Source organism: Sedimentibacter acidaminivorans (assembly GCF_017873955.1).
GTDB lineage: Bacteria > Bacillota > Clostridia > Tissierellales > Sedimentibacteraceae > Sedimentibacter > Sedimentibacter acidaminivorans.
The window spans coordinates 1-15007 of record NZ_JAGGKS010000012.1 but is presented as its reverse complement, the minus strand read 5'-3'; the positions used below and the strand labels follow the sequence as shown (position 1 = coordinate 15007).

The window sequence follows — 15007 nt, the reverse complement described above, 5'->3', positions numbered from 1 at the left end:
GTGTGAAAATTAATATCACTAGAAATCATGGTTCAACTTTAGTTTTATTAATCATAACTATTTCAATAACTATGATGTTAGGTGCATCTTTATTAGTTGTTACTATGATGAACTTTAAAATTAATAAAGCAAATTCTGAAATAAAACAAGCATCATACATGTCTGAATCAGGCTTGAATAGTGCTTATGTTGATGCTTATGACCTAGTAAACAATGCAATTGTTGATTCAGTTGAAAAGGTTGAGGAATATATTAAAATTAATCCTTTTAATGTTACTGATGCTGAAAATGTATTTGCTAATAACTATAAACTATTTATTACGGGGCAAATAACGAACAAAATAAATGATAACAATAATCCATATATACAAGTTATAAATGTAGATAAGTTAGCATTCGGTATTGATAAACTGACTGTTTGCGTACAATCAAAATACTATTCTGATACCAATGTATTTAAAACATCATCAGTTGATATAATAATTCAAGTTCCAGACTACAATGATGCAATTGATAATACAATCGATATTTCTAATGTGCTGAAACTGGAAAATTGGGTACTATATGAATAATATTAATTTTTTCATTTATTGAAGAGGTGTTTTAATGTATGAAAGAAAAAAATGGATTTACATTGTTAGAACTATTAGTTTCAATTGTTTTATTTAGTATTATATTTACATTAATCATGTCTGTTTTTTTAGTCACTTTTAAAAACTATAAAACTATTAAAAATGACATGGAACTTCAATTTCAAGCTCAATATATTTTAACTTTTATGTCTAATAAAATTATGGTTTGTAAATATATTGAATTAGCTAGGCTAAATACTTCAAGTTATTTAAAAAAATCAAACGAGAAAAAAATTAGCAAAATTTCCTTTAGATATGGATCAGAAGCAGCTGAATGCTATATTTTTGAAAATAAAAACAATAAAATTTCATATGGTAATGGTTTGGCTTCAAGTAGTGCTCATGTAGAATTAGGTAATTATGTAAGTGAAATGTACGCATGTCCTATTCCTGAGGGAGAAATTTTTGAAAATACAAAGTCTGTAAGGATTAGACTTGTTCTTTTAAAGGATAGTAATAGATATCAAGCAGAACAAATTATATTTATGAGAAATAACTGAAAAAACGTCTATTTTAAAAATAAAGTTTGGATAAAGCCAATAAAATACATTGACAAAAGTTAAATTAATTAATACAATAAGTAATGGGATTATTGCCATTGCTTTTTAGTGACCCTAGGAGGAAAGCTAATGAGAAACAATAGTGGTTTTACTCTAATTGAAATGGTTGTTACGATTGCGCTAATTAGTGTCGTATTGGCTGTAGCCATCCCAAAAATTGATATAGATTTTGGATATATGGACAAAATGGCAAGTGAATTTGTTATGGATGTTAGATATATACAAACAGAACATATGAAAGTAGCAGATTCAAATCATGAAATAAAAATTTACAAGAATACGAATACATATGAAGTAAGACAAAATTTAAACGTTGAAAAAGTAGTTCGGTTTAAGGAGAGGTTCTCTATTATGTATAATAATGGTGGTACTATTAGTTTTACCAATACCGGTACACCTATCAATGCAGGGACTTTAACAATTATGGATAAAAAAACAATGGAAACTAAGAAAATTTCTATCGTTCCAGGTACGGGCAGAACAATAATATTGGAATAAGCAGCATTTTGCTGGTTATAATATACACAAAGGAGGAGACAGTTAAGTATGATTTCAGCAAGTGATTTTAAAAAAGGCATTACAATGTCTTGGAATAATGGATTATGGCAAATAATAGATTTTCAACATGTTAAACCAGGAAAGGGAGCAGCTTTTGTTAGGGCTAAATTAAAAAATGTAATATCTGGGGCGATAAGGGAAGAAACGTTTAATCCAACTGAAAAGTTTCCTAAGGCGCATATTGAAACTAAGGATATGCAATATTTATATAATGATAGTGAGTTATATTATTTTATGGATACAGAAAATTATGAACAAATTCCGTTAAATTATAATCAGGTTGAGGAAGCTATCGTATATTTAAAGGAAAATGAAATTGCACAAATGAGGTTTTATGAGGGTAAACCGTTTGAGGTTACGGCTCCAAATTTTGTTGAATTAGAAGTTACAGAAACAGAGCCTGGCTTTAAAGGTGATACAGCAACAGGATCTAATAAGCCTGCAACAACTGAAACTGGTGCAGTTATTCAAGTACCACTTTTTGTTGAAATAGGAGATAAAGTGAAGATTGACACCAGAACTGGTGAATATCTATCAAGAGTATAGGAGGATATATTTATGGATTTTTTGTATGAAAAAATATCTTATTTAAAAGGATTAGCAGATGGTTTAGATGTTAAGTCTGATACTAAAGAAGGAAAGCTATTTAATGCAATGTTGGAAGTGATTGAGGAAATAGCTGATGGAATGAGTGACATAGTTGAAGAGCAAGAAGAAATGAATGAATACTTAGATTTGTTGGATGAAGATTTAACAACTATTGAAGAAGAATTATTTGATGATATTGAAATAGACGAAGATGAAGATTATGATTTTGATGATGATGATTATTATGACGATGATTATTATGATGATGATTTTGTTGAAAACTGTGATTGTTGTGAAACTCTTCCAGAAGAAGACTAATAAAAAGATATTAATTTAATAGCAAAATAAAAAAAGCATTTAATTAAGTGCTTTTTTTTATGTAAAAATGGACTAAAATTTATTTTTTCTAAAAACTTGACATGGGTATAGTACTATAGTATATACTGTAGTAAGAGGTGAAGATCATGAAGAAAAAATTTTTTAACTATGTGATACCTTCGGTTTTAGCTATGTGGATATACTCTATTTACACAATGGTTGATGGTATTTTTGTTGCAAAGGGAGTAGGTGAAAGTGCTTTAGCATCAATAAATATAAGTATGCCAGTAGTAAATTCCATATTTTCATTAGCAATTTTGTTTGCAGTAGGTTCGTCTACTATTGCTTCAATACACTTGGGCAATAAAGAAAAAAATGAGGCGAGTCAAGTTTTTACAAATAATATGGTAACCTTGATTACAATTTCTATAACAATTACGACAGTAATATTGTTTAATCTTGAACAAATTTCTTATTTTTTAGGAGCAACACAGAAAACGATATTCTATGTTAAAGAATACTTAGGTATCATATCTCTGTTTAGTGTATTTTATATGTTGTCTTATTATTTTGAAGTTTTGGTAAAAACTGATGGTTATCCAAGGCTAGCAACTATTGTTGTTTGTATTTCTGCAGTTACAAATATTTTTTTAGACTATGTATTTGTAATAAAATTAGGTTATGGTGTTAAAGGGGCAGCTTTTGCTACCGGGATATCCCATGTAGTTGCTTGTATAGTTTATTTATGGCATTTTATTAAAGTGGATTCTAAAATTAAATTTACTAAATATAAATTTGATTTAAATATTATAAAAAGAACCATTCCTCTTGGAGCTTCTGATTTTATAACAGAATTTTCATTGGGATTTACAGTTTTTATGTTCAACAGGATAATCCTTAAGAATATAGGAGACGCAGGCATTGTAACCTATACAATAATTATGTATGTAAATATGATTGTTTTAATGACTATGGGGGGCATATCACAAGGGATGCAGCCGCTGGTAAGTTATTATTATGGAAGGGATGATAAAAAATCTTATACATTTTTTATCAAAAGTGCTGTAAAGGTTGCGGTATTTATTTCGTTAGGTGTTTATGTTATTACAATGATTTTTGCTAAACAAATTAATGGTATTTTTATTATTGCTTCAGAGATAGAATTACTTAATTATTCCGTAAAGGCTTTTAGAATTTATGTTACTGCATATTTGATTGTTGGATTAAATATTGTTATTATAGGGTTTTACACGGCTATAGAAAAACCTTTGTATTCAATGATTTTATCAATTGGAAGAGGTTTTGTAATTATTACTTTATCACTTTTATTGATGACATCTTTATTGGGTGAGAACGGTATATGGATTTCATCGTTTGTTTCAGAAGCAATCTGTTTATTAATAGGAAGTGTTATTTTTATCAGATTCTTCTTCAATGATTTATTCATTGAAAAAAATGCGAAAAATGCAGCAATTGAGCATAATAAATAAATTTTTAAAATAAAAAGTTTCTAATTTATATAATAAACTGGAAACTTTTTTTATGGCCAAATTTCATCAGGATCAACACCAAATATTTGAACTACTTCAAATAAATCACTATTAGCAATGTCTTTTGGAGTTACAAGCCATGATCCATCTGAATCTAGGTCATAACCATTTTGTATAAAAGGATACCAAACTAAATGCGAACATTGAGTTCCTTCTATATTCTCTATATCAGGGTTTTTCTTGTTTGTTAGTCCTATCAATAATCCATATGGTATATCATACATATGTTTTGTTGAGAAATTTGATATTTCATTTAATTTTTCATCGGATGTATCTTTTAATCTAAGCATTATAAAAGAAGGATACATTTTCCATTTGGTTATATTTTGATATTGCGAATTTTGACCTAAAATTACAGCCTCTAAAGTTTCTCCTTTTTCAGCGTCAGTAATTATACCTGCATGACCATGACGCCAACCAATTGAGTGTGTTGCTTTTGTAATTAGGACATACCCATTTTTGTAGGGAGCTAAATTAAAACCATATTTGTAGTTTCCTTTATTGTCAACAAAGGATTCTTGCTTAGTTATTATTCCAATTTTTTCACATTTAATATTTTTTGCGGTAAAAAAATTGTATTGAAATTCTTGTATATCATTTATTCCAGTTTCTTTGTTTTTAAGAAGTTCATCTATTGCAACTTTTCCTAGACCAGTTTGATAAAATAATGTTTTATAATCACTTTCAGTTAATAAATTTTTTGATAAGATTGGATTTAAATCTATTTGGTCATACGAAGGTTGAGTATAGCCTTGTGGTTCGATTATTATATTTAATATATATATTGTTGTAAACATTGTTATAATTAATAAAAACAAATAAATTATAAGCTTTTTCTTCTTTGACCAATTGTTTTTTTCATTTATCAAATTATCACACCCATCTTTTTCACGATATAGTTAAGAATTCATGATCTAATATAATATTATATAACATTTAATTCTAAATATAAACTGAAAATTTCTAAAATTAAGAAAAGTAATCTGTTATTATTACAATTTATGTGTTATTATATTATAAATAAAAAAATTACTGGGGGTAAATATGAACAGAAATAAGAGTAAACACAAGAATATGACAAGAATAGTATGCTTGATAATAGCATTAGGAATGATTCTTTCTGCATTTGCATCAGGATTTTTAATGTTCTTTAATTAGATTGGAGATTTATTATGAAAAATATTGTTGATAGATTAAATAAAGAAGAATTACAATATAGTGAAGATCAACGTCCTTTATATCACAAAAATTGTGCTGAAATTTTATTGCTTAGCGCAAATGAAAAATACTCTTTAGGATTAGATGATAGGTTCATAAAAGCTGTGTGTCCATTTGGCGGAGGATTACAATCAGAAAAAACATGTGGAGCGTTGCTTGGTGCTTTAGCTGCTATTGGAATTATGTATGCTGAGGACAAACCTAGTACTAATGATAAGATGAAGGAAATTTCAAAACAACTAGTAGAAGAGTTTGAAAATGAATTTGGTAATATTGATTGCTTGTATATCAAGGAACACCACAGGAGTGAAACAGAAGGATGTAATCCTGTAAAGATAAGAACTGCTGAAGTTTTGGAGACAGTAATTAAAGAACAATCATAATTATATTTAATTATGTAAAATAGTAGGTGTATGAATGGATTATTTTGAGTATCTAAAAAATACAAATGGTATAGAATTAAATGAACAACAAAGACAAGCTGCATTATTTGATTATGGTAATGCATTGGTACTATCAACTGCAGGTTCTGGTAAAACAACCGTTATAATAGCTAGAACAGGAAGGCTTTTATATGAAAACAAGTGCATTAGTAAAATTCTTACTATTACTTTTTCTAAAATGGCTGCAACCGATATGAAAGATAGATTTCAAAATTATTTTAAGGAACAATACAGACACAAGGTTGAATTTTCTACCATTCATTCATTTTCATATAAAATAGTACGAGATTTTTTTAGAAAAAAAGGAATAAAATTTGAGATACTTAAAAATAATTATCTAGTATTAGGAGAAATACTTAAATCACATTATTCACAATCGTATTTTAGCTATGTAAGTGATGAAGAAATTGAAACTTTATCATCTGCAATTGGGTTTGTAAAAAATATGATGATAGACCCAAAGAATTATAGGGATTATGGAATTGAAATAAAAGAATTTGATAAACTATTTGAGAAATACAGCATTTATAAATCTCAAAATAAATTAATAGATTTTGATGATATGCTTGTTTATGCATATAAGATTTTATTGAAATCAAAGCATTATAGGGATTGGATCAAAAGCACTTATCAATATGTACAAATTGATGAAATGCAAGATACTTCTAAAATTCAGCATGAAATAATTAAACTTATTTCTAATGATAATCTTTTTATGGTTGGTGATGATGACCAAGCAATATACTCGTTTCGAGGCAGTTATCCAGATTTTATGCTTGAATTTAAGAATATATACAAAGATGGCAAAATCTTTTATTTAGATAATAACTACAGGTCTGATAGAAATATAGTTGAGAGCGCAAAAAACTTTATTGAAAAGAATAAGAAAAGATTTAAAAAATCAATTCGTACGGATAATCCAAAAGAAAATACCATTAATGTAGTGAAATTTGATAGTAGAAAAGAGCAATCTAAACTAGTAATTAGTGAAATTTTAAAATATGTTTCTGAGATTACTAGTACTGTAGGAATATTATATAGATATAATATGTCTGCCATGATTTTAGCTAACAGCCTTTATGAGAACGGTATTGATTTTTATATCAAAGAAGATAAAACTAAGTTTTTTAATAGCTTTGTATTAAATGATGTAGTTGCATTTTTAAATTTAGCATTAAATCCTAAAGATAGAGAATCGTTTGCTAGAATATATTATAAAAGTTATACGTATTTCACTAAAGGAATGTGTCAAATGGTTCTTAACAGTCCTCGTGAAGATTTAAGTGTTTTTGATATACTAGATAATTGTTCAGGCTTTGATTATTATGTTTATGATAGAATCAAACAATTTAAGACAGATATAAATTATTTAAATAAACTTAAGCCTAATGATGCTGTAAGATATATAAAACTGGGTTTGGAATATATGGGGTATCTTGAGAGAATGCAAGAAGAAGGTAGAAATAATTTATCTAATTCTCTTCATATATTAGAAATTATAGAAGAAATCGGATCATATTGCTCTAGTATCAAGGAATTTATTAATAAAATATATAGCTTACAAGATGTAATAAAAAATGCATCAGAAAATAAGAATGCGAGTGTCACTTTATCTACTATTCACGGTGCAAAAGGTCTAGAGTATGACTTTGTTTTTATGTTAGATAATTTAGATGGCGAATTTCCATCTGACATTAAAGGTATGAATAAAGAAACATATGGGAGAATATTAGAAGAAGAACGAAGGATATTTTATGTTGGTATGACCAGGGCTAAGAAAGTACTCAACATAACAGTTCCAGGAGTGCCATCACTATTTATAAATGAATTAATGCAGATGAATATAAGGGATGTAGATTATAATTTAAAAATAGGACAAAAGGTTAATCACAATAAATTTGGGAATGGTGTTGTAGTAGATATAACAAAAAGTACTGTACTTATAAGATTTGTTAAGGGAAAAGCAAGAAGTTTTGATATAAAAACAACTTTAGAAAACAAAATAATTCAAATAATATAAGTACATTAAACATACATTTACAAAAGTGTTCGCATTATATACAGAGCACTTAAATAAAAACAAACTATGCAATTAAAGTATTAATTATATTTCGTTAGTTATTAAAAAAGGAGAAAAATATGTACTCAAATCCATTATACAGACCACCAAGCGAAGCACGCAGCCTGATAATCCAAGTTACAGAGGGTTGTTCGCACAATAAATGTAAATTTTGCTACATGTATAAATGTAAGCAGTTTAGAAACAAAACAAAAGAAGAATTAATTGATCATATAAAATGGTTGAAAAGATATGAGGTATCATCAGAAAGAATATTTCTTGCAGATGGAAATGTGCTTTGTTTAAAAACAGATAAAGTATTAGAAATATTAGAAATGACTAAAAAAGAATTTCCTTTAGTTAAACGTATTAGTTCATATTCAGGACCATTAGATTTACTTAGAAAAACAGATGAAGAGTTAAAGTCTATAAGACAAGCAGGCTTAGAACTTCTTTATATGGGTGTAGAAAGTGGTTCGGATAATGTTTTGTCATTTATGAACAAGGGTGTAAATCAGCAAGAAATGATTGAAGCAGGACAAAAGGCAAAAAAAGCAGGGTTTAAATTATCATGTATGATAATATCTGGGTTAGGTGGAACAGATCTAATGGAAGAACATGCAATTGAATCAGCCAAAGTTATTTCAGCTATTAATCCAGATTATTTTTCGTTGCTAAGATTAGTAGTGGAAAAAGAATCAGAATTAGCAGATGATATAAAACAAGGTAAATTCCATTTGGCTTCACCACTTCAAATTATAGATGAAAATATAATAATGTTAGAAAATATGGAGCTCAATGATTGTATATTTAGGGCAAATCATGTATCTAATCATATTAATCAAGCGGGTACACTAAATAAAGATAAAGAAGTATTGTTACAAAGACTAAGGAAATTTAGAGATAGTGATGATTTTGTTCCAATGACTTTCGATACACTATAGGATATTTTATTATTTATTGAAGGGAATGCGCTTTATTCATGTTATTTCTATAGAAAAATTCTAGTTTTACTAAAAAATAAGAAATAAATATAATTAATATTTAAAAAAATGTTTGAAAAATTACTCAAATGGACATATAATAAAATACGATGTTAAAACTACAAAATATTATGAGTAACATATACAAAGGAGTTGTGATATGAAGCTCTACATTAGTACATTTGGTGGATTTGATATTAAGGCTGATAATCAATCGGTTTTAAAGAGATCTAGCAGAACATACAAGTTATATAAACTATTTGAATATTTTATCACCTTTAGAAACAAGAAGTTATTGCCAGAGACAATAATAGATAACCTTTGGACTGACAGTGAATCTAGCGACCCCAAAAATGTATTACGTACACAGATATTTAGGTTAAGGCAAATAATAAAAACATTTTATCCTCAAGATTTAGATGAAAGCGATTATTTGTCTATTAATTTTCTCAATGGTTATTACTGTCTCGAGACGGGTGAAAATGCAATTCTTGATTTAGATGAGTTTGAAAATCTAGTAAATCAGGGAGATTTAGAATGTAATAAAAACGGTGAAAGTGCCATAGCGATATATGAAAAAGCTTTAAATATATATAAAGGATTATATCTGTCAGATAATGCATATGAAGTTTGGTTAGTACCTGCTAGAAATTATTATCAGCGTTTGTATTTGAAAACTTTGTACAAGCTTATCGATTTATTTAATGAAAAAAATGATAATGAAGCAATTATTGAGTTATGTGAGAAGTCATTGCTTTTAGAGCCATATGAAGAAAATATTCATATAGCATTAATGGAATCAATGGTAAAAATAGGTAAGAATAAGAGTGCTATTGACCATTATGATTATGCAATAAATTTATTAGAGAAGGAAATGGATATTAAACCTTCAACTAAGTTTGTAAAGTCACTAGACAAAATACAAAATAATATCATACAGAAAAGTGATATTGATTTTTCGGAAATTAGTGAGAAACTTGATTTTGGAGAATCTACTGGTGCTATTAATTGTAATATCGAACATTTTAAATTCTTATTTAATATACAGAAAAACAAATCACAAAGAAAAAATGAATACGACTATTTAAGTATTATAACATTAACCGGAATGGAAGAAAAAAACAAATACTTGGATGATTCAAGTAGACTGACAAATGATTTAATTAGATTATTAATGTTTTCATTGAGAAGGGGGGATATTTTTACGTTTTGGAATGATAATCAAATATTAATAATGCTCCATAATGTTAAGGGAGACGGAACTAAGCAAATTGAAGAACGAATAAGAACAAATTTTAAAAAATACACTAAAATAAGTGATAAAAATTTATACATAGATTTTCAACCATTATTGTTAGAAAACACATTATTATAGCCTTGAATAGTCAGGGCTATTTTTGTAATCAAAATGTAATTGAAATGAAATAAAAATGTAATTGATAAGAAATAAAAATGTAATTGGTGTCATATATAATAAGGGAGTAGATAAATAATTGCTGTATTAAGTTAACTTAAATTATATCGGTGGTGATAAAATGGAGTACCCTTCAATAAATGATTTCTATCTAAAGTTCAAAGCAATTTATAATGAAGATGGAAATTTTGTGGATTATATACTAGTTTACATAAGCGAAACATTTAATATTGCAACTGATATTTTTCCAGAAGAGTTAATTGGAAGGAAGATTTCAGATATCGTTATATATGGCGGTGATAAACTGTGTTTGAAAGAACTATACTTTAATATAATTCCTAAAAATAGTGGTAAGCATGAAATATATATCAAAGACTTAGGGCGTTGGTATTTAGTCAACATATTTACCGATAAAAGCCTTAGAAGTAATAGCGAAGAAACTATGATGATGTATTATAGCGATATGACAAGTATTATTAATAATACGGAATATCAATTAAGTCATCCTGGAAGCTTGAAAAATAATATTTATTATTTTAAAGATATAGAAAGATTAAGTTGTAAGGATAAATTAACAGGATTATATAATAAAAGTTTTTTAGATGAAGAAATAGCAAGGTTAGATACAAAAAGACAGTTACCTATAAGCGTAATTATGGGTGATATAAATGGACTTAAATTAATTAATGATGCATTTGGTCACAGCATGGGCGATAATGCTCTAAAAAAATCAGCTAGAATAATGATGAATTCATTTAGAACAGAAGATATTATAAGCAGAGTTGGTGGAGACGAATTTATAATTATTTTACCTAAAACTACAGAAGAAATAGCTTCTTCAATAGTTGATAGGATAAAAAATAAATTTGAAAATAATCCTTTAGATTTTATAAAATTAAGTATAAGCTTTGGAGTTGCAACTAAGGAAGTAGCATCTGAAAACATACGAGATGTCTTGAAAAAAGCTGAAGAGAGAATGTATTTTAAAAAGCTGAAGGAAAGCAAAGAAGCTAAGCTATCCATGATTAAATTTCTAAAAAAGAATTTAGAAAGCATTACATTTGAAACAAAAGCACATTATGAAAGATTAAAAAAACTGAGTTTAATGATAGCAAACGAACTTGGTTTATCGGATATAGAGAAAAGCAAGTTAAACCTACTTTGTGAATTTCATGATATTGGGAAAGCTGGTGTTTCAAGAGTAATACTACAAAAAGAAGATACTTTGAATAACGAAGAATGGGAAAATGTAAAAAGGCATAGTGAAATTGGATATTACATAGCAAAGGAATTTAAAGATACATTATCAGTTGACGAACTAATACTTGTTCACCATGAACGTTGGGATGGAAAGGGATATCCAGGACTCTTAAAAGGGGAAGAAATTCCTATTGAAGCTAGAGTTTTTTCTATAGTAGATGCATATGATGCAATGGTAAATGATAGACCATATAAAAGTAGGATGTCAAATCAAGCAGCACTTAGAGAAATATCAGAAAAGTCAGGAAGTCAATTTGATCCGAATATTTCAAAAATATTCATAAACTTAATGGAAAATAAGGAACAAATTGTATAATTTGGAATAAATGTAGAACAATAATAAAGTAAACAAAATAATACTGTGAGCATAGATTATTGTTTAGAGTTTCAAATAAGTGGTATAAATAGACTAGATATAACAATATATTAACTATTTCGTAATATAAAGGGCAAACCTAATGAAAATTAGGGACGCAAAGCTAGAAGTCTAATGTATGTAATTAAATTACTACTACGATGGTTCGGCTGCAAAATAATTTTAAATTATCTTGCAGCCTTTTTTAATACAAAAAATAAATGTGTAAAATATTTAAGTCAATGCTACAAAAATAAAAACTAATTAACTTGATAGTTCCAACTAACCCAAAAAGGGAAGTTGTTTCTATATATAATAATGGAAATAAGGAAGGGGGTGTACTTAGTTTAAATGATTATTAAGAATTTGATTAAACCAAAGGAAAAATCTTTAAATGAAACAAAAATTTCGAAGAAAGGAGGACAAATCATGAATAAAACTAAAATGTTCAAAAAAGTAATATGTTTTGTAATAGCTTTGATGATGTTAATGCCTAGTATGCCGAGTAGTGTGGTGAGTGCAGCTGCAATACCTGGAGAAGAAGGCGTAGTTACTATGACTGCAGTTCCAGATATAAACGCACCAGGATATGATCCTAATGATTATCCTGGATTTGGAAATCAAGGACATGTGAGAATGACTAAGTCAGCAAGATGGTATGAAAAAGAAAATGGAATAGCAGAAGTTACATTTAATGTTAGCGGAACACCTGTAAAAGAGGGTGTTGATGCCATTATGGTTATTGACAGATCTGGTAGTATGGGATATGATATTGATCCTATTTGTTTAGATCCAGAACATCATAACACACATGGAGGTATAATTTCATGGGTAAATGATGGTAGTTCATGGGGATGGCTTACAGAACATCAGAAAAAAATAGGTATTTGTCCTGATTGTGGAAAAACATATGAATTCACGTCAGAACGTTATTGGGCTTTTGGATGGTCAGAATGGACTACGCCCGAGCCGACTATCTGTTCAGACTATATGGCTACTACACGATTAGAAGTAGCACAACAATCGGCTAGAAATTTTGTAAATACAATGTTTACTGCTAATGATGATGGTCAAGCGTCACTTCATAGAGTAGGTTTAATAGCTTTTAATGATTATGCTAGTAATGAGCCTTTGACTGGTGTAGATGAAAAGAATACTCTCATTAACACTATAGGTACTTTGTCAGCTAATGATGGTACCGATTATAACAATGCTCTTCAAGCTGCTATAGATATGTTAGAAGCACGTACAGGTGAAGATAGAAATCGTCCTGCCTATATCGTATTTTTAACAGACGGTAAGCCAGAACCATCTGAAAAAAATGGTCGAACTCAAGCGGATACACTAAAGGGAAGTAGTTATAATGCTACAATATATTCAATAGGATTATTGATGAACGAAGATGACTATGATAATCTCGAGAATATTGCATCAAATCCAGATGACAAATATTTTTACCCTATAACAGATCCAAGTGTATTAGGAGGAGTGTTCTCCTCAATTGCTGACCAAACTAAAATTGCAGGAACAGACGCATCTATAGATGATGCTATTCAAACAATGAACTTTAACGGAACTGTTATTAGTGCAGAAGCGACTACAGGTGATTTATCAATATCATATCCAGATGAAGGAAGTGTTAGCTGGGATATTGGAGCCATAACAAAAGGTGGCGCATCATTGACAGTTAAGATAGAGATGAATGATAGCATATTACAGGACTCTGATGCAAGAGGTTTGTATGATACAAACGCTGGACCTGCTATTCTAAGCTACACAAATTTCTTGGGAAATTCATGTATTCAAAAAGTAGAAACACCAAAATTGCCTATGAATGCATGTTCTATTAATATAGTATATTATCTTGTAAATGAAAATGGGGATCCTATTTCTAAGGATTCTAATATTACAGGAGTAGTTGGATGGGATAACAAAGAAGTTTTAAATAATATCGTTTATAATGACGGAATTAGTGAATTGTTACTTCCAAATCATCCTTATACTATAAATGCAAGTATTCCAACATTTTTAGATGATGATAATACTTTATACACATATGTTCCAGAATCTGCAGGAAGAAGCGGCAATCCAACTACCTTAGCTAGTCCGGTTACAGTAACAATGTCAGAAGATGGTCAAAGTAAAACAGTTTATTTTGGATATAAAAAGACTGAAAATGCAACTGTTACATTTGATAAGAATCATACAGATTCTGAAGGGTGGACAGATGCTGTCCCAAGTTCTAAGGAAACTGTAAAATATTCAACTTTAGGAACTTTACCATCAGAACCAACAAGAACAGGTTATACATTTGCTGGTTGGAACACAGAAGCAAATGGTAGTGGTACTGCATTTACAGGAGCTACTTCTGTGACTGGTAATATGTTGGTATATGCAATCTGGAGTGCAACAGACCAAACATTAGTATATGATGCTAATGGTGGAGCAGGCACAATGGGAAATAGCGTAAAACCAACAGGAACAGTATTTGATTTAAATGATAATGCATTTACAAAAGCAGGATACACATTTGAAGGTTGGAGTACAACAGCGACAGGAACAGTAGAATATGCAGATAAAGCATCATTCACAATGCCAGTAGGTGGAGATACTCTATATGCAATCTGGAGTGCAGCAGACCAAACATTAGTATATGATGCTAATGGTGGAGCAGGCACAATGGGAAATAGCGTAAAACCAACAGGAACAGTATTTGATTTAAATGAGAATGCATTTACAAAAGCAGGATACACATTTGAAGGTTGGAGTACAACAGCGACAGGAACAGTAGAATATGCAGATAAAGCATCATTCACAATGCCAGTAGGTGGAGATACTCTATATGCAATCTGGAGTGCAACAGACCAAACATTAGTATATGATGCTAATGGTGGAGCAGGCACAATGGGAAATAGCGTAAAACCAACAGGAACAGTATTTGATTTAAATGATAATGCATTTACAAAAGCAGGATACACATTTGAAGGTTGGAGTACAACAGCGACAGGAACAGTAGAATATGCAGATAAAGCATCATTCACAATGCCAGTAGGTGGAGATACTCTATAT

13 protein-coding genes and 1 riboswitch are annotated in these 15007 nt (G+C 29.1%); of the genes, 12 read left to right on the top strand and 1 reads right to left on the bottom strand.

The features are described 5' to 3' along the window. The first annotated feature begins 2 nt into the window (after window positions 1-2). The 6 genes from J2Z76_RS15815 to J2Z76_RS15790 all read left to right on the top strand — a co-directional run bounded on the left by J2Z76_RS15815 (window position 3) and on the right by J2Z76_RS15790 (window position 4146). Window positions 3-572: a hypothetical protein gene (locus J2Z76_RS15815; RefSeq protein ID WP_209513034.1), complete on the top strand. Its 570-nt coding sequence runs from the start codon at window positions 3-5 to the stop codon at window positions 570-572. A 38-nt stretch (window positions 573-610) separates the two neighbouring features. Then, window positions 611-1132, top strand: a complete 522-nt coding sequence (locus J2Z76_RS15810; RefSeq protein ID WP_209513033.1) for a PilW family protein — start codon at window positions 611-613, stop codon at window positions 1130-1132. A 129-nt stretch (window positions 1133-1261) separates the two neighbouring features. Continuing rightward, window positions 1262-1690 carry a pilus assembly FimT family protein gene (locus J2Z76_RS15805; protein WP_209513032.1) on the top strand — a complete coding sequence of 143 codons (429 nt, stop codon included), beginning with the start codon at window positions 1262-1264 and terminating at the stop codon, window positions 1688-1690. Between the two features lie 48 nt (window positions 1691-1738). Then, window positions 1739-2296 carry an elongation factor P gene (gene efp / locus J2Z76_RS15800; RefSeq protein ID WP_209513031.1) on the top strand — a complete coding sequence of 186 codons (558 nt, stop codon included), beginning with the start codon at window positions 1739-1741 and terminating at the stop codon, window positions 2294-2296. Window positions 2297-2308: 12 nt separating this feature from the next. Continuing rightward, complete coding sequence (locus J2Z76_RS15795) at window positions 2309-2656, top strand: CD1247 N-terminal domain-containing protein (RefSeq protein ID WP_209513030.1); 348 nt, start codon at window positions 2309-2311, stop codon at window positions 2654-2656. Window positions 2657-2802: 146 nt separating this feature from the next. Then, window positions 2803-4146 carry an MATE family efflux transporter gene (locus J2Z76_RS15790; protein ID WP_209513029.1) on the top strand — a complete coding sequence of 448 codons (1344 nt, stop codon included), beginning with the start codon at window positions 2803-2805 and terminating at the stop codon, window positions 4144-4146. Window positions 4147-4196: 50 nt separating this feature from the next. Here J2Z76_RS15790 and J2Z76_RS15785 read toward each other — a convergent pair whose 3' ends face one another. Then, window positions 4197-5075: a hypothetical protein gene (locus tag J2Z76_RS15785; protein WP_209513028.1), complete on the bottom strand. Its 879-nt coding sequence runs from the start codon at window positions 5073-5075 to the stop codon at window positions 4197-4199. 303 nt (window positions 5076-5378) lie between these two features. On the opposite strand from J2Z76_RS15785, the gene J2Z76_RS15780 reads away from it, so the two are divergent. From J2Z76_RS15780 to J2Z76_RS15755, 6 genes are all read left to right on the top strand, one after another. After that, on the top strand, window positions 5379-5807 hold the full coding sequence (locus tag J2Z76_RS15780) for a C-GCAxxG-C-C family protein (RefSeq protein WP_209513027.1): 429 nt from the start codon (window positions 5379-5381) through the stop codon (window positions 5805-5807). A 34-nt stretch (window positions 5808-5841) separates the two neighbouring features. Further along, complete coding sequence (locus J2Z76_RS15775; protein WP_209513026.1) at window positions 5842-7887, top strand: ATP-dependent helicase; 2046 nt, start codon at window positions 5842-5844, stop codon at window positions 7885-7887. A gap of 119 nt (window positions 7888-8006) precedes the next feature. Continuing rightward, window positions 8007-8870, top strand: coding sequence for a radical SAM protein (locus J2Z76_RS15770; protein ID WP_209513025.1), 864 nt, complete (start codon window positions 8007-8009; stop codon window positions 8868-8870). A 199-nt stretch (window positions 8871-9069) separates the two neighbouring features. Next, the gene (locus J2Z76_RS15765; protein WP_209513024.1) at window positions 9070-10284 is read left to right on the top strand and encodes a BTAD domain-containing putative transcriptional regulator; all 1215 of its coding nucleotides are present in this window, start codon (window positions 9070-9072) and stop codon (window positions 10282-10284) included. Window positions 10285-10444: 160 nt separating this feature from the next. Continuing rightward, window positions 10445-11899, top strand: coding sequence for an HD-GYP domain-containing protein (locus J2Z76_RS15760; protein ID WP_209513023.1), 1455 nt, complete (start codon window positions 10445-10447; stop codon window positions 11897-11899). A 122-nt stretch (window positions 11900-12021) separates the two neighbouring features. Beyond that, a riboswitch (cyclic di-GMP riboswitch) is annotated at window positions 12022-12116 on the top strand. Between the two features lie 251 nt (window positions 12117-12367). After that, window positions 12368-15007, top strand: a 2640-nt coding sequence (locus tag J2Z76_RS15755; protein ID WP_209513022.1) for an InlB B-repeat-containing protein, incomplete at its 3' end; no start/stop codon positions are given.